Origin of the sequence: Microcoleus sp. C2D2 (assembly GCF_036702495.1) — a bacterium.
Lineage (GTDB): Bacteria > Cyanobacteriota > Cyanobacteriia > Cyanobacteriales > Microcoleaceae > Microcoleus.
Genome location: NZ_JAUBTO010000077.1, coordinates 1 through 18,456, shown reverse-complemented (window position 1 = coordinate 18,456; position 18,456 = coordinate 1). Strand labels below are relative to the sequence as shown.

Genomic DNA, 18,456 nt, shown 5'->3' with positions numbered 1-18,456 from the left:
TCTAAAATCAAGTGAGTAATTTCCAAGTGCTGACGATCGATGGCGACCCGATTTTCCGGCTGGGGCTGCGAGTTGCGATCGAGCAGTATCCAGACTTGGAAGTTGTCGCAGAGCTTTCAAGGGGAACCGAGGCTTTGCGGATTCTAGAAGCTCGCTCGATCGGCTCTGGACCAGCCAAGAAGCCCGCAGATTTGGGAATTTTGGCTGTTGAGACTTTAAATTTGCGATCGGGCCAAACAGAGGCCCTGGCCTTTTGTCGCCAACTCAAAAGTTTGTACCCCAACCTGCCCCTGTTGCTGCTAGGCGGGCCGCTGACACCGGAGCTGTTGGCCCAGGTACAGGCTGCGGGCGCGAATGGCTATTGTCCTAAAGGTAGAGATATTTCCTTGACAATCGAAGCTATTCGCGCGGTGGCATCTGGTCGCACTTATTGGGCGACGGATGCGGCAACTAACCCGGAAATAGAACTAAATGCAGCGGTTGTTCAAACAGTAGAAAACTCCGCAGCAATTGCAGATAAAAATGCAGATAATTCGACAGTTGATACGCCAGTACACAAAAAAATGCTGGCTTATTTTTGTCTTTCTGGACTGCGGGAAATAGATGCAACTTTGGCGGTTGTCCAAGCTGATTTGCAAGAGATTAAAGCGGCATATCCGACAGATTTCCCCTCTATTTTAGATGGGGTTGTACTCAGCGGGCGCCGCAGAGAATTGCTGGCAGCTCGCTGGATTGTCAGTCAGTTATTATTTGAAGGAAAAGGGGAGAAGGCATTCGGCAGAAAGCAGAGGGGAGAAGGCAGAGGGGAGAAAGAAGAAATTAGAGGCGAGAATTTGTTAAATAATTCTCAATCGCAATTAGCGAATTCCCAAGTTTCGGCTGAATCTTTGGTGGTTGCAACTAATTGGCAAGGTAGCTTGTTTGACTCGGCTGCGGGTAAATTGCAGGTTGATTTGGTGAATTTGACTGGCTTGCCTTTGGAAATCGATATTTTGCGATCGACCAAAAAGCGCGAATTGATGAGTTCCATCCTGCGGAAGTTAGAGGAGTTGCTGGAGGAATTGCGCTTTTCCCAAGTGCAGCAAACTCAATTGTCGCAAAAAATGCCTGCTATTTTACGGGATTTGTGGGAGGCGACAATCATAGATTTTTTTGGGAGATACTATACACTGCAAACGGGAGAAACTCGGGTTTTTGATGGCAGTCAAACAAGCTTGAAACTGGCAGAAAGTCAAGGGGGAAGCGCTGCTGATATCTCGGCAGGCAGCGGTGTAGAAGTTGTGCCGATGCTGCTGGCAGATGCTGATGTAGTTGCAGCACAAATCCTTGACAAAATACCGATGACAGTTGATTTATTTGCACATTTGCTATTTGAAATTCCTCTAACAGTTGACAATATTTCTTGTGTTGCTGGCAGCCCGGAAGCGATGCAGCGAGCTGAAGCTTTGTTAGAAAATTTGGCAATTCAAGTTGCTAGCGGAGTGGTACAGCCTCTACTAAATAATTTGGCGAATATTGAAGAAATAAAGCAAATTTTTTACGATGGTAAGTTGATTTCGACACGAGAAATTGAGCGGTTTCGGAATAATTTGTCGTGGAGATATCGCTGGGATAGCTATTTTGTGGAACCGAAAGCTATTTTTGAAAGCAGGTTTTGGCTGTTTGTTTTGGGCGATTCTGGAATTAAGAGAATTTCTATTTATGCTCCGAGAAATCTGGAGTTAGCACAGCTTTCTGGGTGGCAGTTAGCCTTGACTTTGCTGCTGGAAACCAGGGATGCGATCGCACCTAGAGTTCGCGCGGTTATTTCCCTGTTGGGTGCTGGGGTTGTTTACGTTTTGACTCAGGTTATAGGGCGGGGAATTGGTTTGATAGGGCGGGGAATTATCCAGGGGATTGGTAATTCTTTGCAAGATAGCAAGTTTGGGAAAAATGGTTAATTAGTTACAGGATATTCTAGGTATAATACTAAATCCTGGTTATTTACCCCCTCGATCATTCGGCGGTTAAAACCGCTACTACACAAACGAAGTCTGCCGACGCCGACTAAGAGATCAGCGGGGTATTTAAGCCGGATTCGGTATATTGTTAGAGATTAAATTGCTTCTTAAATTCTTGTATAGAAGATGTCAAATCATTGTAAACAATTTCCTTTTCCTCAAGTGAATTTCCATAGTTTAACATAAATAATTTTACTTCTCTCCAAATTTCTTCAACAAGTTACCCCTCTGTGAGTTCATCAATTATCTCATTTTTTACGCTAGTTAATATTAACTTATTAGATGACTTTTTAACTATAAAAAACTGAAAAGAGCAGCCAGTTCCCACAAAGTTATATTTTTTTAGGGGACTCGTTAGAAGTACACGAACACTATCAAGAAGGTCACATATAGATATAAAAATCATCATAGACTGATTTCTCTTTGAGAGTTTTGAGGAGATGATTCCCGAATTTCCTTGAATAGTAATATGACCTCTGCTGTAACTATCGATTTCTTCAAATTCATCGAGTTCTATTTGGAAAACTAGCATATTTTATTACTCACTTATCAGTGGGAAAATAGTAATAACTTCTCCCGTAAATTTTTATGGCTGGTGGTATTATAACTAAATGGTATCCAGTTGACAATCAAGCAATTGGGTCTCTTGCCCCCGAATTCATCGGTGGAAGCAATCTAAAATCTAAAATCAGTTGACATTTTATGAGTATTATGATATCGATAGATGCCGATCGCATAAACAGTTTAGATTTGTCTCCGGTGCGGACTGTGATTGAAAAGTGGCTGACCGAAGGAGCGATCGCCCAAAACGAACAACAGCTACAATTTGAAATTGAGTATCCGCGCGAAGAGTTAGATCCGCGAGAAATTTCGGAAATTCCCGAAGTGCGGCTGTGGTTTATCCGCTTGGATGCTTGTTACCCTTGGCTGCCATTTTTGCTGGATTGGAAAGCGGGAGAATTGGCGCGCTATGCGGCGATGCTAGTGCCGCACCAGTTCCACCGCACCCAAGGTATTCAGTACAATCCTGAAGCTTTGGAAATGTTTTTGATGAACAAAATTTTTGTGTTGACTGATTGGTTGAATCAGCAGGGAATCCCCAGTAAATCAAAGTTGATGGCGATGTCGCAGATGTTTGGTTATGATTTGGAAGATGCTTTTTTTGATGTGATTGTGCCGCACAAATAAGCGAGCGCGCCTTTAATTAACATACTCCTAATTAGATAGGCTACTCTATACCTTAAGACTAAGAACAAAGGTATAAACCCGGTTTCTTCCCTTGTGGGGCGGGCTTTCCAGTCCGCCTCCGCAGCTATAATTTCTATCCGCAACAGCTTGATTAAGCTTAACAGCAACCGTACTCAGACTTTAATACAATCCTTAAACCAGCGCGCCTCAAAAAATTGTTGCTGGACTTCAGAATTTTCTCAGAATTGATAGTTAGTTTAAATAGACAACGATCGCCCCATTCAATCGATCGAGGAAATTTACCATGAAAACAGATTACCTCATCGTCGGCAGTGGTTTATCAGCACTGGTTTTCGGAGCTTTGATGGCAAACTCCGGCAAAACCGTACACATCCTCGAAGCTCACGAGCATCCCGGAGGCTTTGGTCACACCTTTACGATGGCCAAAAAATACACCTTTAATGCCCAATTCCACTACGTTTGGGACTGCGGCGAAGGAGATACAGTCAATCGAGTTCTCAAAAAACTCGGTCTCGATCGAGATGTCACCTTTGAACGGTACGATCCGAATGGCTACGACCACATGAGAATGCCTGGGTATGCGCTGGACATTCCCTCCCAACCAGAGGAACTGATCCGCAGATTGTCGGCGCTGTTTCCCGAAGCGGGCGAGAGAATTCGCCAATTCGTCAACGAAGTCGAGAAAACCGGCAACGGACTCAGAAAACTCGCTCCTCCCGTCAAACCAATTGAATTGCTCAAAAATTTCGGTGACGTATTCTGTACTGTCCAACACCTCAACAGTACACTTCAGGACGTTTTCGACAAGTTCCAACTCCCGCAAGCCGCCCAAACCCTATTAGCCCTGCAATGGCCGGACTTTTTGCTCCCTCCAAATCAGCTTTCTTTCTATGCTTGGATTGCCTTGTTTAGAGGCTATCAAGAAGGCGCATTTTACCCGACGCAGCATTTTGAAGATGTCATCAATTCTTTAGTTAAAGTCATTGAATCCAACGGGGGGAAAGTTCTATTAAACCATGAAGTCACGAATTTTAGGGTAACAAACAGAACAGTAACGGGTGTTGAAGCGATGGATTTGACCACCCATCAAACCCATGAATTCACGGGCGACACGGTGATTTGCAACCTAGACCCGAAAAGAGCGGCCAAGATGATTGGAGAGGAACTGTTCTCTAAAAAAGTGCGGCGGAAACTCAACTATGAATATTCTGCCTCTAACTACATGGTGTACTGCGTTGTCAAAGATATCGCTCTCCGAGACTATGGATTTGGCAAGTGGAATACCTTTCATACGGAACACTTAGATCTAAATGAAGCTTTTGCTCAAATGTATGAGCAAAATGATTTTTCTCGTCCGAGCTTTGCAATTACAACGCCAACTTTACTGACGGAAGCGCGGCGGGATTGTCCAGAAGATTGTCAAATTGTCGAATTTCTGACTGTTGCTAATTACAGCTATTTTAAACAGCTTTGGGAGACAGATCGCAAAGCTTACAGACAGAAAAAACAAGAGATTCTGGACTCGATTTTAGATGTAGTTGAAAAACACTATGTTCCGAATTTCCGCAAACACATGGTCTTTCATATTACCGGAAGTCCGACGACTAACGAGCGCTTCTGTTGGTGTCCTAACGGTAATTCCTACGGTTCCAGCCTGACGCCGCGCAACATGGGGGTCGATCGACTAAATCATGAAACATCCCTCAACAATTTCTATTTCTGCAACGCCTCCTCGGGCTATCCAGGCTTTGCACCGACATTTTGGACGGGGGCGCTGCTTTATCAACGTTTATCCGGCGATGCGATTTTAGGCTAAGGAAAATTGGCAATTGGTTATTTTCCTGTTTCTCTCGTTCCTTGGCTTTGCCAAGGAATGAATTTCACTCTTGCTCTGCCTGCTCTTAAAAATCTCTCGTTTCTGCTCTCATTATCTCGTTCCTTGGCTCTGCCAAGGAATGAATTTCTGGAGGCTCTGCCTCCTCTTAAAAATGACGAGGCATAGCAACAGTGAAATGCGTTCCCAGGTTCTATCTGGAAACGAGAATTTCTTCCTTCTTCCTGACATCCGTTACATCCGTTACATCCGTTACATCCGAAGAAAGCGAATCCGTTGCCGAACTTCCTGACATCCGTTACATCCGTTACATCCGTTACATCCGAAGAAAGCGAATCCGTTGCCGAACTTCCTGACATCCGTTACATCCGTTACATCCGTTACATCCGTTACATCCGTCGAGCGAATCAGTTGCCGAACTTCCTTCTATCAATCTAGGAGTGAACTATGAGAATTGCAATTATTGGGGGCGGAGCGAGCGGTATGGCAGCAGCCTACTGGCTCGATAAACAGGGGCATCACGTCACTGTGTTGGAAAAGCAGCCAATTTTAGGCGGACACATTCGGACGCTAAACAAAAATGTTGCGCCAAATCAATCAGAGTGCAATGAAATATTAGAAAATGGCGTGCTGGAATTTCCCACTGTGTTTTACAATTTCGTGGCTTTTATGCAGGAGCTAGGCGTTGAATTAGAACCCGTGCAGATTGGTTCCGCGCTGTTTCTTAAAGATGGCACCCACTTTTTATCCGCGGTCTCTATCCAAAATAATTTCACCGGAATCCAACGCCTGATCGAGTATTTGCGACTGGATAGTCTCTACGCTCGTTCGGCTGGATTTATTTTAAAAATGCGGTTTGCTAAACAGCACGATTTCTACGATGTGCCCCTTTCTGAGTCTTTGAAAAGCTCGTGCGTCCGCAATTATTGGCTGAAGTTGCTGACGATGTACAGCTACTCGATACCGTTTGAATTGCTCGACAATTTTCCGGCAGAATTAGCGATGCCTGTTCTACGCGAATATGCGTCGGTCAACTGGGTGAGGATTAAAGGCGGGGTGTATTCTTACATTGAAAAGATTCTGGAGCGGTTTAAGGGCGATATACGGCTGAATGTGGAGATTGCCAATATTTTTAGAAGTGCGGATGCTGTAAAAATTGTACTTTCTGATGGGGAAATCCAGGAATTTGATAAGGTGGTTTTTGCGATGCCACCAGACCAAGTTATGAGGATATTGTCCGATCCGACGGAGGCGGAAACGAAGCGGTTTTCGGCGTGGAAAGCCAATTATGCAACGACTGTGCTGCATTCGGATACATCAATGTACGATCGCTACGGTATCCGCAAGTTATCAGAATTTGATTTTTTCGAGACGGACAGGGGATGGGGATATAATGCGAGCTTGAATCAGCTTTGCGGCATCTCATCCCCACGAGAGTACAGTTTAGCTTTTCAACTCGAGGAGTCGATCGCCAAAAAAGACATTATTCACATTCAGAAACATCACACGCCGCTGTACACTGTCGAGTCTTTTCGATATCGAGATGAAGTTATCGAGACTAATGGCGAGAACAACACTTATCATGCGGGAGCTTATTTGGGGAATGGTTTGCACGAAGGAGCTATTACCTCTGCTTTGCGAGTCGCGAAATTAATCGGGTGATCTGATATCAATTCCGGTTGCACGAGCGACATGATGGTCCGTGGGGAGTGGTCCGTGGGGAATGGGGAAATGTGGAATTATTGACCGAGACTCGATTGTTCTCATCCAACCGGAAACGATATCAATTGTGATGCTACAAACTCTCGCAAATATCAGTAAATTTATTGCCGGTGCAGCACTCTCACAAAAGTCAGGATGTTTGCATCAAAAGTTAAACTAATGCGAGAGTCGCCGACTCGGATGCGAGATTGATTTTTGCTGCTGGCTAAGCTGCGACACGATCCCCCGCAGTTAAGTAGACATCATGGCTCACAGATGCGGGTATTGTCGATCCGCCTAACAGAGTACCCTCAAAGTTGGCTCCCATGAATGTGGCGCCGCTCAAATCGGCTTCGCTCAAGTCTGCATAGCACAGCCTAGCCCAATCGAGGTTTGCCTCCACCAAAGAAACTCCCTCCAGATTTGCCCTGGTTAAATCTGCTCCCCTCAACTTGACGCCCCGCAACTGAGCTCCGCTGAGATTGGCAGCTAACAAGTTCGAGCCTTCCAAATTTACCCCGTTGAGTTTGGCTTCGCTCAGGTTGACGCCATTTAGATCCGTCCTGCTCAGGTCGATGCCATTGATGTAAGCTTTCCTGAGATTGATACCTGTTAGTTGAGCGCCAAAAAGCCTTGCACCGCTGAGTTTCGCCCCTCCGCAGTTTGCCCAGTTGAGGTTTGCTCCCGTGAGGTTCGCACCCCGCAGGTTGATGAATTGCAGGTCGGCTGTACACAAATTGGCGTTCCAGAGGATAGCGCTCCGCAGGTTGCTACCTACGAGTTGGGCGCCACTCAACTTTGCCCTGGGCAGTTTTGCTTTGACGAGGAAAGCTCCGTTGATATTGGCTTTCGTGAGATCTGCGTCCGCTAGTCTGGCTTGGCCCATTTTGGCAAAACTCAGATTTGCCCTGCAAAGGTTTGCGCCGTTGAGTTCTGCTTTGGTGAGATGCGCCCGACTCAGGTTAGCTCCCGACAGGTTAGCTCTCGAAAGGTTTATCCCAAGCAAGATGGCTCCGCTGAGGTTTGCTCCGCTGAGGTTAGCGTCAGCAAAGTCTCTCTTTCCATTTTCGTAGTCTTTGAGCAGCTCGGTTACTTCCATAGTGGTTCAGATTCCTAATAGGGGAAATTTATGTAGAAGTATGCACTCTTTATTAGTATTTTATATCTAACCGAGCGGATACGATCGCACTTTGAAGAAAGCTGGACATTAACTTTATATTTCTAAATATTCTTGGTGCTTTTTCAATAGTCCAGACAGTTTTTAGGTCGTACTCTGAAACCCTTGATTTTCCCTTGAAAGCTTTTGTGCCTCGGCAAGCGTTGCGTGCTTTGATAGGAGCGCCCTGAAAACCTTATTATAAGGTTGGCACTCGAAAACTATCAAAAGTGTTGCATTTACAACTCTATATATTCATTTAATGACTTTTGTATAATTACCTTTTTCACGTCTGTCGCGCCGTGATTCTAGATGCTCCCAGTCTCCATCTACACACAAATATGCTAATGTGCTATAGCTACCACCTAAAAAGTTACTACTTTCGGGAGAGGTTTTTCCCTCATGCATCCATAGTAAAATCAATATGCTTGTTGCCAACTGTGGCGAACAGCTTTTTTTAACTAAGACTGCAAATTTGTTGGTTGTGTTCGCGCCGGGTGTCGCGAAGGCTGGTACAGTCGTAGCTCCATATTTTATATACTCTCATTTTTCATTAAAATTAGATGTGAACAGCTTAATAAGCGAGAATAATTCTCTGTTGTCTCGCTGCTGTTCTACGACGATCGCGCTTTTCAAGATTTCCTTGAGTCGATCGGGGTTAAAAGTAATTTCAGACATGGTACTTCTGAGGGATTTATCGATATGCCTAACGGTAGAGGCTATTCGTTCAAAACCTAGCGGATAATCTACAGCATATTCTACAAAACTAACAGCGAGTAAGAGCTGTATACGATCGCCCTCTCTACTGGCAGTTAGGCAGATGTGTCAATCTATGTTATGCTGAGTCAAAATTGAGGAAAGATCATGTCAAAAGAAAGAAAAAGCAACAAAGAAGTCAAAAAGCCAAAAAAACAACCTGATGGTGTTGCTAAGCCGAAGGATGACAAAAAAAATTATGGTAGCACGGACGGCCGCAAGTAGAGATAGCTGCAACTCTCGGGATTGTGATTAATTTTGTTCAACTGTCATTACTATCGATTTTTAACAGCTTTAACTCAATTGGCGTAAGTCCCACACCGTAACTGTACCCGGTTCGGTGTTGGGATATAAGCCAAACAAAAATATAGAAAGAGTTAGCATATAGAGTTCATTTGAGTCAATATATAGATGGTTGCGACCCACTCACTCGGCTGTAATAACAAAACGGTCATAGTAGCAGTAATATGCTTACCGGGAAACTGCCAGAGAAAGGAGGAAAAGGCAGACCGCTGGTTAGTATGGTAGGCCCTGCTGTAAAAAATAACCCATGTTTGTTGTACGAAAAGAGTTTTTGGTCTTAGGAAATAGGACGAATGCGTGGGTTCCCTACGAGGGGATAAAGGGCGTAAAAGCTCAGAGATGCTGTGTAAGACTCCGATCGTCTTTGATGACGAATATTCAGCAATGAATATCCCCAATAGAGCGACGGCAAACGAGACACCCCGCCCGAATTATAACGGTACTCCGTTTAGTTTGGGTATTTCACATATCCTATTTTGGGATTATCCGAAAACAGGTTTATTATATCTAGGGAATATGCAGTGCTAAACCCAAAGTATAATGAAATCTGTTTTTAGCCATGAATATGAAACCTTCCGTAGCCGATCGAATTTAACATCGTCTATTTAGATTTTGTTGCCCAAAAAATATAGTTCGATCGCCCAAATCTATCACAGCGATATCTCAGTCACCGCAATATTACCCTCAAAACACACGTCAACATCAGTCCCCGCCGCCCGAGCGCGCGATCCATACTCTGCCGCATAATAAAAGTATTCTCCCTCAATCCGGTACACCACCGGCAGCGGCTGCGTCGAAGGCCGGCAAAACACAATTTCCGGTTCCGCACTTCCCGGCGCTAAATGCGGCAAATTCACATTCCAGAAGCACCCAGACTTTGGTTCCCGGTTGAGCAAATCCGCCAACACCCGCGATGTCCAGCGAGTAGCGACATCCCAGTCTATTTCGAGCGGCCTTTTAATCCGGTGGGAAATTGCGACCCCCGGAATACCGTGCATGGCTGCTTCCCGCACAGCCGCAACCGTACCCGAAATGTACACGTCAACCCCCAAATTGCCACCCGCGTTAATACCCGAAAGCACCAAATCCGGCTTCGCACAAACGTGATGAAGAGCGATGCGCACGCAATCGGCCGGTGTTCCCCCTACAGCATATTCAACTTCCGATCGCCGATCGACATGAATCGGACTGTGGGCTGTCACTTGATGCCCGCAGCCCGACAATTGCCCCTGCGGAGCCACCATAATAGTTTTGCCGCTGACAGCCTGCAAAAGTGCCTGAATCCCCGGAGCGTCTATTCCGTCGTCATTGGTTAAAATTATTGTCATTCGATTTTAGATTTTAGATTTTAGATTTTAAGACAGTGCTGCCAGCGCTGAAGGTAAATCGGATTGGTCGAATTAAGAAATGCTGGCAGCAGCGTTTGGGCCGCCCATATTCAGTTTAACTAACAGCCGGGAAGTCCCTGGCGTGTATTTAAAGGGGATACATCTGAGCGCTAGCGGGAAGTACCCCGAATAAATCACCGCAGGGATGTCCAGAAGCGTCGGTTGCCGCGGACGGAAACCGACAATTAGACTTCGGGAGCATCTTGATTTTCAATGTACCTTAATAGCGTTGAAATAGTAACACCCCCACAAGATGCTATGAAATAAGAGCTACTCCACAGAACTTCTTTGTGATAAAACTCATGCACCCTTTCAGGAAATTCGCTTCTGAGTCGGCGGCTTGCCACAGACTTGATATTATTTACAAATTTTGACAAATCCATCTGCGGATAATACTGAAACAGGAAGTGTATATGGTCTTCTTCACCATTAAATTCTATGAGCTTGCACGACCATTTTTCACTCAGGTCGGCAAATACTTCATTAAGTCTGGCTAGCATTTCAGCATTGAACACCTTACGTCTATATTTGGTACACAGAACTAAATGAGCTTTGAGGTCTGAAACCGAGCGAGCGTTTGACACAAAGTCGTTTTTCATATTTTTTCTTGTCGGTGTTGCATTTTTGGCATACACCAACTATACTGTGCAAAGGTCGAACAAAGGAAATTTCTAATGCAACTCACATACAAATACCGCCTCAAGCCTACAAAAGCCCAACTAACAACGATTGTGGCTCATCTAGAACTCTGTCGTCGGCAATATAACTACCGTCTGGGTGAAAGGTTTAGATGGTGGGAATCCACGAGAACACCTAAGCTGTGTTGCATCTAGATTGCCTATGGTATTAGAGAGGGAGAGGGGGTGAAGGGGAGAGGGGGAGAGGATTTGACGATTTTTGATCGGGACTCGAAATATACAATTTAAATGCACAACAGCTTATCAACGCCTGCCCTTTAATTGTTTCTATAGTTCCTGTTGAGGAGATTTATCAAAATATTCCCCTAACCAGGGTGCAAACTAGAGATGGCAGGAAGAAGGATGAGTCAGGCAATCCTTTAAACTAGGAAAGGTGATATTTTCTCGAATATTGAAGGCGGTTATGTGCAGTGGCAAACCATACAGCTAGCCGCTCTGAAAAACACAAAAAAAACTATTTCCTGATTACAAAGTGTTGGACTCTCAGGTCTTGCAAGATGTAGTAAATAGAGTGGAAACTTCCTTTTCAAATTTTACCACGCCCGACAAAAACGGAAATCGTAGAGGTAAGCCCAAGTTCAAAGGGTTTCACTACTACAAATCTTTCACTTATCCTCAATTAGACAATTTAGATATTATTAAGGATGAGCAAAATAGGATTTGTATTAACCTCGCGAAAATAGGTCAAGTACCGATAGTTTTTCATCGTCCCATACCAACAGGATTCAAGGTTAAGACAGGAACAGTTATCCCAGAAGCGGATGGGTGGTATATTTCCCTGACGCTAGAAGATAAAACGGTTCCCGTAACGGTTGCAGAAATTCAACCGACTGACGAAAACACTCTTGGTATTGACTTAGGAATCACTAATTACGTTTACCTTTCCAATGGTGAAAGAGTTGAAAATCCTAGATTTTTGAGGAAGTCGGCCCAGAAATTAGCAAGACTTCAAGCGAAGCTAGCTAATAGAGTTAAGAGTTCTAAGCCTTGGAAGATTATCAAGGACAAGATTTCCAAGCTTCACCAGTCCATAGCTAGGGCTAGACTGGATTTTCAGTTTAAAATAGCACATGAGTTACTTAGTAAATGTGATATTTTAGTTGTTGAAGACCTGAGTATCAAGAATCTGACCAGGCGTGCTAAGCCTAAGACAGATATTGAAAATGGCAATTTGGTTTATTTGGCGAATGACCAATCAGCTAAAAGTGGTTTGAGTAAATCAATGCTTGATGCTGCTCATGGTCAATTCGCTGCTGTCCTCAAATACGTTGCCTGGAAATTGGGTAAAAGCATTTTATTTGTTGACCCGAAAGGAACTTCTCAACATTGCTGGAATTGCCTCAACAAACTCCCTAAAGAATTATCGGAGCGATGGCATTATTGTCACTGCGGAGAATCTTTGGATCGAGATGAAAACTCAGCCAAACTTATCAAAAAGATTGGCTTAAGTTACGAAAGTGGCGAGGGAACTGCGTCACTCAAAAAAGCTTTTGCAAAAAAGGAAAAAGAAGCCTGCGGTCTAACTGTACTCAGTTGACCGTCAGGTTCGTTCACAGCGTCAAAGATTGAGGATTGGTCTCAATCAATTTCGCTAAATCTTGCAAGAAAGATGCAGCGTCAGCACCGTAAATAATCCGGTGGTCGCAAGTAATATTCACCTGCATTTGGCGCTTCACTCCCATCAAGCCTTCCTCGTTTGCTACTACTTGCGGCCGCGAAGAGCCGATCGCCAAAATCGAGCCTTGATTCGGGGGCAAAATCGCGTCAAACTTGTCTACTCCAAACATTCCCAAATTGGAAAGAGTAAAAGTTCCCGTGCTGTATTCATCAGGCTTCAACTGCTTGGTGCGGGCGCGATCGACTAAATCCTTCCAAGTGCGGGAGAGCGAATAAATATCGAGGCGATCGGCATTTTGCAGCACCGGCGTAATCAAACCGCCGCCGTCCATCGCCACCGCTACCGCCACATTAATATCAGCGCGGTGTTGAATTCCCGACTCCACATAACAAGCATTCAGCAGAGGATGTTTTTGTAAAGTTACTGCTACTGCTTTCGCCAGCAAAGCCGTCATCGTGACGCCCTTCGACTTAATTTGTTTGTAGAGCGTGTCCAGCTTGTCAGTAGTAATTGTGTAACCGACGCGGAAAGACGGCACGCTCAAACTTGCTTCCATATTCCGCACCACCGCATTTTGCAGCGCATTCATCGGTACTCTTTGACCAGAAACTGCCACCGCCGGGACTGGTGCGGGTGCGGGTTTGGCTGGTGCGGGGGCGGGTGCTGCTGGTGCGGAGGGTGCCGAGGGTGCCGGTGCGGGTGCTGCGGGGACTGTTACCGATTGCTGAACCGGAGCGGGTTGGGCTTTCCCGGCTGCTGCTTCCACATCCTCTGCGACAATGCGGCCGTTGGGCCCGCTGCCTTTGATAGAATTCAAATCTACTTTAAATTCTTTAGCTAACTTGCGAGCGCGGGGAGAAACGACGCTGCGGCCGTTTTGGCGGCTGACATTTTGCTGCAAACCTGCTGACGGTGTAGCTGCGCTGACAGGAGCGGGACTGGGAGCGGGGGCTGCTGCTGCGCTTGGGGCGGCGGCTCCTTGCTGCTGAGCGACGGCGATTTCCGCTTCTGTTTCTGCTACCAGGGCGATTGCCGCTCCCACCGGAGCAACTTCGCCCGCAGGTACGATAATTATTGCTAAATAACCTTCGTAGAAAGACTCCACGTCCATGTCGGCTTTGTCGGATTCAACCACTACCACCGTTTCGCCTTTTTCTACTTTGTCTCCGGCCGATTTGACCCAGGAAACAATTTTGCCCTCTGTCATGGTAGAACTCAGGGCTGGCATGAAAACTTCGCGAATCATCTGTAAAAAGTCCTTTTGAGTTGCTAATCGGGAATCGGTAAGCTCCGAGCCATTTAAATTGCACGGCCGAATACAGTTAAACTTTTGTGGGGTGGGCAGGAGATCGATTTGTGTCAAATTAAGACTGAAATCCACGATCGATGTCGCTGCTAGTCGAGTTTCGATCGCCCCTAGCCCCCCTTAATAAGGGGAGTAGGGGGTGGGACAAGAGCGTTCTTTCGTCACCCTGCAGGCTCGGGGGATTTAGGGGGCAAGAACGTTCTTTTGTCCCCCTTTTTAAGAGGGATTTAGGGGGAGGGACACTCGGCTACAACCCTTGTTAAGAAGTGGTTTTAGCCTGTTTGTTGACACAAATGGTATCCGGAGGACCCCAAAGATACAAGTTAAATGCACCACAGCTTGTTTGGGAATTGGTAATTGGCGATCGGCGATCGGCCATAATTATTATTATGCCAGTCTCTAGTCCGAAGATCGGTGACTAATGAGTCCAAATCCATTGCCAATTACCAATTACCAATTACCAATTACCAATTTCTAAATATCACCTCGAATTTCTTCGACTATGCCGTCGCGGAGGAGAATTTCTACTTGCATTTTTTGAATCAAGTTTTCTCCCAGCCCGACAGTGAAAGTGCCGTCAATTTGACCTTGACTCACTTCTTGTTCGAGGTCTAGCACCTGCACTTGCTGGAGTTGTTGCAGGTTTTGGTTTTTCTGTTCTAGCAGTTCGCTTTTTCTTTGATTCACCTGCACTTGAATGTTTTCTATTTGCTGCTGTACTTGCGGGCCTGGGGGGTGCAGGTTTTGCTTTTGGATTTCTGAAACCATCCGCTGCCCTTGCATTTCGAGCTGTTGTAGCTGAGAATCTATTTGGTTGATTTGGGCTTGCAGTTGCTGTTGAGCTTCTTCTTTCCAGCGGGGAGTAACGACGACTTTAACGTTAATCGATCGCTTCAAGAGTAATTGTGGTTCCATAAAGTTGTTGATTGTCAATTGGGAATTAGGCATTAGTCATTAGTCATTAGTTGGTAAACATGAACTAATGGCTTAGGACTGAGGACTCGGACTCGGGACTCGGGTGTTGGGATAATTTTTTTTTCTCCATTCCCCAAGTCCTGCGAATATTTCAAAACATTCCGTCAATCATATCGCGGTAGTGTTCCGTCACAACCGGGCGCTTAATTTTCAGGGTCTGGGTCAACATTCCATTTTCCATCGAAAATTGCTCCCGAATCAACCGGAACGGGCCAATGCGATCGTCCGCGCGGTATCCGGGGCGATTTTGCACCTCTCGGTTCAATTCTTTGCGGAATAAATCTTGAATTGTCTTGCTATTCCAGTCAATTTCGTGTAAGGGGGGATTCTGAGTTTCTGCCCATTTCTGCAGGGCTTCTTGATTGGGGACAATTAAGGCGCCGAGGGATTTCTGGTCTTGACCTACTAGCATAATTTGGTCGATGTAGGGGCTGCGGAGGCAGGCGTCTTCTATGGGCTGGGGTTCGATGTTTTCGCCGTTGCTGAGGACGATCGTATCTTTGGCCCGCCCGGTCAAGATTAAGTCGTTTCCCGGTGTCAGCCAGCCCACATCGCCAGTGTTGAACCAGCCTTCAGGGTCGATCGCCGATTCAGTCGCTTCGGGATTGAGATAATAACCTGCCATGACTTGCGGCCCCCGCGCCAATACTAAACCGTGCTGGCCTGTTGGCAGTTGCTGTCTGGTTTCTGGGTCTACTATTTTAATTTCCGTATGGGCTAGAGGCTGTCCTGCGGAACCTTTAAGATTGTGCCAAGGGCGGCGGACGGTTAAAACCGGGGACGTTTCGGTTAAACCATATCCCACTAATAAACCGATATTCGCTATTTCAAAGAAATTGTCTATATGCGCGGCCAAAGAACCGCCGCCGCTAATCGCCCATTTTAAGCGTCCCCCTGTAGCTTCCCTGACTTTTTGGTAAACCAGTTTTTCGGCGAGGGCGTGCACGGGCGACAACAGAATGCTTTTGGTGCGGGCGATTAGTTTTTCGGAAGCAGAAGCCGGTTTCAAACTGAGAGTTAATCCTTGGCAAATGCGGCGGGCTTCTATGTATTGCTGGCTGGAAGATAACAGGAAATTCACCAATTTTTGTTTGTTAGGCGGCTGTTCGCGAAATTGCTTTTGTACGGCCTCATAAATCGAGTCCCAGATGCGCGGAACGCTGACCATGTACTGGGGTTTGTAAGTTTTAAAGTCTTGTTTGAAATAGCGAATATTGGTGTAAATTTGCGTGCATCCTTGGGAAAGCAGGAAGTATTCGACGCTGCGTTCGTAGGCGTGCCAACTGGGCAGAATGCTGAGGACGCCGTCGCCGCCTTCGGGCTGGAGAACTGTGCCCAAGGTGGTGAGTTGGTGCAGCAGGTTGCCGTGAGTCAGCATGACGCCTTTGGGTTTGCCGGTGGTGCCGCTGGTGTAGAGGAGAGTGGCGAGGGTTTGCTGGCTGTGCTTGGTGGGTTTGAGGGGGCGGTTGGCCCCTGTGGTCATCACTTGGGAAAATTTGACTGTGTTTAGGGTTTGGCTGGTTTCCGGTTCTTCGTCGGAGAGGAGGACGATGAGTTGGACAGGCAAATCCGGGAGGCGGTGTTGCAGTTTTCTGAGTAATCCCAGGTTTTCGACTACTAAGGCGGTACTGCCGCTGTCTTGGATGATGTAGAGGAGTTCTTCGGGGTCGGCTGTGGCGCCTCGAACAACGTTGGCGGCCCCGGCCATCATGATGCCTTGGTCGGCTATCAGCCAGCGGGGGCTGTTGTCGGCGAAGAGGGCGACGCGGTTCGGGACTGGTTCTGCTGGATTTGGTTCGATGCCCAGGGCTTGCAGGCCGGCGGCGAATTGCTGGATTTGCTGGTAGAGGTCGGTGTAGGTGAGTTTGATTTCTGGCTGGCTGTGGGGGTCGTGGAGGGCGACTGTTTGAGGACAACGCTGTTGGACGAGAGCCCAAATTTCGGGTATCGATCGAATGGAACTGTAATCGATCAGGCGGCTGAGGTTAGCGCGATCGCGATCGGTCATTTGAGATGATGTGTAAGATGCTGTGCCGTTCATAGGGTATTTTCCTGAGTTTTCGGAGATAAAATTATTGGCTATAAGTTTAATATCACAGTTATTTTAGAACTTTGTGGCAGTGTCGTGACAGTTTGTAAACTTGCTATTGTCTATTCGGACAATTAGAGATACAAAATGATGACAGTTATAGTTGCACGGAAATACATGAATTTATCAAGGTTGATAGTAGTTGCTTTGAGTGCGATCGTAGCATTATCAGGAAATATACTGTCTGTGAAGGCCGCAGAAATGCGATCGGAAAACAGAACATTTGCGGATTGGTGTCGCCAAAAAGCTGATTTGAGTCCTGAAACTAAACATACTGTTGAAGTGCTGTTGGGGGAAGCAGGGACTACTGAGTGTGAGGCGGCCAATCGGGAACTTTCGAGTCTCACGACACTCGACCTCGAGCGCCATCAAATCAGCGACATCAAACCGCTAGCATCCTTGACTAACCTGACTTGGCTTCACCTCAACAGCAATCCTCTGGGCGACATCAAATCGCTAGCATCCTTGACTAACCTGACTGGGCTCGACCTCAGCGACAATTCTATCAGCGACATCAAACCGCTAGAATCCTTGACTAAACTGAGTTCGCTCTTCCTCGGAGCAAATCAAATCAGCGACATCAAACCATTGCAATCCTTGACTAAACTGACTCAGCTCAGCCTCGAAGCAAATCAAATCAGCGACATCAAACCATTGCAATCTTTGACTAACCTGAATTATCTCTACCTCGACAACAATCGAATCAGCGACATCAAACCATTGCAATTCTTGACTAACCTGACTCGGCTCTTCCTCAGCAACAATTCTATCAGCGACATCAAACCGCTAGAATCCTTGACTAACCTGGATGCGATCTCCCTCGACAACAATCGAATCAGCGACATCAAACCGCTAGAATCCTTGACTAACCTGATTTATCTCGTCCTCAGCGGAAATTCTATCGCTCCCAAAACTTGCCCTCTCAAGCCAGAGTCTATCTGTAAGTGGGAACCACCAATACCACCACCACCACCACTACCCGCACTATTGCTACCACCACCACCACTCGAAGTAACACCTTACCCAATCCGCGCACCTGAACTATTCTCACCCCCGAACTATTCCCCAGACCTAAATAACTAGCACCACCCGCACGATTCCCCAGAGAAGAGTTTGAGGCTGAGTGAGGTGTTAAACACATCGTTGCCATGGGTCCGTTCAATCTGATGGTATTTCAGCAGAGCAATCAGGTTTTTGGTAGAGCCTTTCAGTATTATGAATGTGGTTGCTTGTTCAAACGCGATCGATAATCTCTCGAATTTGATTTGCTGGGATGTCATCTTGGTCTGACTTGGAGTAGATAACGACGAGTAAGATGTAGGTATCGCCCGCCTCGTTGATAGATAAGGATCGCGAATTAAATAACTTACAATTTTAATTGTGATTGTGGGATGGGCGTCCCGCCCGTCCTTTTTGGACGGGC

General features: G+C 46.2%; 13 protein-coding genes and 2 pseudogenes. 7 read left to right on the top strand and 8 right to left on the bottom strand.

Annotated elements, in window-relative coordinates; genetic code table 11:
- The first annotated feature begins 11 nt into the window (after nucleotides 1-11).
- The 4 genes from QUB61_RS22645 (at nucleotide 12) to QUB61_RS22630 (ending at nucleotide 6,705) form a co-directional block, all read left to right on the top strand.
- Nucleotides 12-1,940, top strand: coding sequence for a DUF3685 domain-containing protein (locus QUB61_RS22645; RefSeq protein ID WP_333132319.1), 1,929 nt, complete (start codon nucleotides 12-14; stop codon nucleotides 1,938-1,940).
- Between the two features lie 762 nt (nucleotides 1,941-2,702).
- Nucleotides 2,703-3,188: a CRR6 family NdhI maturation factor gene (locus QUB61_RS22640; protein ID WP_333132321.1), complete on the top strand. Its 486-nt coding sequence runs from the start codon at nucleotides 2,703-2,705 to the stop codon at nucleotides 3,186-3,188.
- 304 nt (nucleotides 3,189-3,492) lie between these two features.
- Nucleotides 3,493-5,025 carry an NAD(P)/FAD-dependent oxidoreductase gene (locus tag QUB61_RS22635; RefSeq protein ID WP_333132322.1) on the top strand — a complete coding sequence of 511 codons (1,533 nt, stop codon included), beginning with the start codon at nucleotides 3,493-3,495 and terminating at the stop codon, nucleotides 5,023-5,025.
- Nucleotides 5,026-5,490: 465 nt separating this feature from the next.
- Nucleotides 5,491-6,705, top strand: coding sequence for an FAD-dependent oxidoreductase (locus QUB61_RS22630; protein WP_333132323.1), 1,215 nt, complete (start codon nucleotides 5,491-5,493; stop codon nucleotides 6,703-6,705).
- A gap of 265 nt (nucleotides 6,706-6,970) precedes the next feature.
- Here the strand turns inward: QUB61_RS22630 and QUB61_RS22625 are convergent, their stop codons facing one another.
- The 4 genes from QUB61_RS22625 to tnpA all read right to left on the bottom strand — a co-directional run bounded on the left by QUB61_RS22625 (nucleotide 6,971) and on the right by tnpA (nucleotide 10,946).
- Nucleotides 6,971-7,843 (bottom strand): pentapeptide repeat-containing protein, encoded by an 873-nt coding sequence (locus tag QUB61_RS22625; protein ID WP_333132324.1) that lies wholly within the window; start codon nucleotides 7,841-7,843, stop codon nucleotides 6,971-6,973.
- A 600-nt stretch (nucleotides 7,844-8,443) separates the two neighbouring features.
- Entirely contained in the window at nucleotides 8,444-8,578 is a 135-nt protein-coding gene (locus QUB61_RS22620; RefSeq protein ID WP_333132325.1) for a hypothetical protein, read from the bottom strand.
- 1,031 nt (nucleotides 8,579-9,609) lie between these two features.
- Nucleotides 9,610-10,287: a 5'/3'-nucleotidase SurE gene (gene surE / locus QUB61_RS22615; RefSeq protein WP_333132326.1), complete on the bottom strand. Its 678-nt coding sequence runs from the start codon at nucleotides 10,285-10,287 to the stop codon at nucleotides 9,610-9,612.
- Nucleotides 10,288-10,532: 245 nt separating this feature from the next.
- Nucleotides 10,533-10,946 (bottom strand): IS200/IS605 family transposase, encoded by a 414-nt coding sequence (gene tnpA / locus QUB61_RS22610; RefSeq protein ID WP_333132327.1) that lies wholly within the window; start codon nucleotides 10,944-10,946, stop codon nucleotides 10,533-10,535.
- 75 nt (nucleotides 10,947-11,021) lie between these two features.
- Between tnpA and QUB61_RS40020 the strand changes: the two genes are divergently transcribed.
- Together QUB61_RS40020 and QUB61_RS22605 are read left to right on the top strand one after the other, a co-directional pair.
- Nucleotides 11,022-11,180, top strand: a complete 159-nt coding sequence (locus QUB61_RS40020) for a helix-turn-helix domain-containing protein (RefSeq protein WP_445300223.1) — start codon at nucleotides 11,022-11,024, stop codon at nucleotides 11,178-11,180.
- A 322-nt stretch (nucleotides 11,181-11,502) separates the two neighbouring features.
- Nucleotides 11,503-12,582 (top strand): annotated as a pseudogene (locus tag QUB61_RS22605) (RNA-guided endonuclease InsQ/TnpB family protein); the annotation flags it as partial.
- Nucleotides 12,583-12,595: 13 nt separating this feature from the next.
- Here QUB61_RS22605 and QUB61_RS22600 read toward each other — a convergent pair.
- The 3 genes from QUB61_RS22600 to QUB61_RS22590 all read right to left on the bottom strand — a co-directional run bounded on the left by QUB61_RS22600 (nucleotide 12,596) and on the right by QUB61_RS22590 (nucleotide 16,985).
- A complete protein-coding gene (locus QUB61_RS22600; protein ID WP_333132328.1) occupies nucleotides 12,596-13,909 on the bottom strand; it encodes a dihydrolipoamide acetyltransferase family protein in 1,314 nt (437 codons plus the stop codon).
- Between the two features lie 534 nt (nucleotides 13,910-14,443).
- Nucleotides 14,444-14,884, bottom strand: coding sequence for a YlqD family protein (locus QUB61_RS22595; RefSeq protein WP_333132333.1), 441 nt, complete (start codon nucleotides 14,882-14,884; stop codon nucleotides 14,444-14,446).
- Nucleotides 14,885-15,035: 151 nt separating this feature from the next.
- Nucleotides 15,036-16,985, bottom strand: coding sequence for a long-chain fatty acid--CoA ligase (locus tag QUB61_RS22590; RefSeq protein WP_333132329.1), 1,950 nt, complete (start codon nucleotides 16,983-16,985; stop codon nucleotides 15,036-15,038).
- 135 nt (nucleotides 16,986-17,120) lie between these two features.
- On the opposite strand from QUB61_RS22590, the gene QUB61_RS22585 reads away from it, so the two are divergent.
- Nucleotides 17,121-18,116, top strand: a complete 996-nt coding sequence (locus tag QUB61_RS22585) for a leucine-rich repeat domain-containing protein (protein WP_333132330.1) — start codon at nucleotides 17,121-17,123, stop codon at nucleotides 18,114-18,116.
- On the opposite strand, the pseudogene QUB61_RS22580 reads toward QUB61_RS22585, so the two are convergent.
- Nucleotides 18,113-18,456: pseudogene (locus tag QUB61_RS22580) on the bottom strand (hypothetical protein); the annotation flags it as partial. The gene QUB61_RS22585 and the pseudogene QUB61_RS22580 sit on opposite strands and share 4 nt — an antisense overlap.

Bases quoted from the DNA above. Each gene is read 5' to 3' on its own strand.
- QUB61_RS22640 (WP_333132321.1), top strand. From the start codon at position 2,703: ATGAGTATTATGATATCGATAGATGCCGATCGCATAAACAGTTTAGAT.
- QUB61_RS22635 (WP_333132322.1), top strand. From the start codon at position 3,493: ATGAAAACAGATTACCTCATCGTCGGCAGTGGTTTATCAGCACTGGTT.
- QUB61_RS22630 (WP_333132323.1), top strand. From the start codon at position 5,491: ATGAGAATTGCAATTATTGGGGGCGGAGCGAGCGGTATGGCAGCAGCC.
- QUB61_RS22625 (WP_333132324.1), bottom strand. From the start codon at position 7,843: ATGGAAGTAACCGAGCTGCTCAAAGACTACGAAAATGGAAAGAGAGAC.
- QUB61_RS22620 (WP_333132325.1), bottom strand. From the start codon at position 8,578: ATGTCTGAAATTACTTTTAACCCCGATCGACTCAAGGAAATCTTGAAA.
- surE (WP_333132326.1), bottom strand. From the start codon at position 10,287: ATGACAATAATTTTAACCAATGACGACGGAATAGACGCTCCGGGGATT.
- tnpA (WP_333132327.1), bottom strand. From the start codon at position 10,946: ATGAAAAACGACTTTGTGTCAAACGCTCGCTCGGTTTCAGACCTCAAA.
- QUB61_RS40020 (WP_445300223.1), top strand. From the start codon at position 11,022: ATGCAACTCACATACAAATACCGCCTCAAGCCTACAAAAGCCCAACTA.
- QUB61_RS22600 (WP_333132328.1), bottom strand. From the start codon at position 13,909: ATGATTCGCGAAGTTTTCATGCCAGCCCTGAGTTCTACCATGACAGAG.
- QUB61_RS22595 (WP_333132333.1), bottom strand. From the start codon at position 14,884: ATGGAACCACAATTACTCTTGAAGCGATCGATTAACGTTAAAGTCGTC.
- QUB61_RS22590 (WP_333132329.1), bottom strand. From the start codon at position 16,985: ATGAACGGCACAGCATCTTACACATCATCTCAAATGACCGATCGCGAT.
- QUB61_RS22585 (WP_333132330.1), top strand. From the start codon at position 17,121: ATGATGACAGTTATAGTTGCACGGAAATACATGAATTTATCAAGGTTG.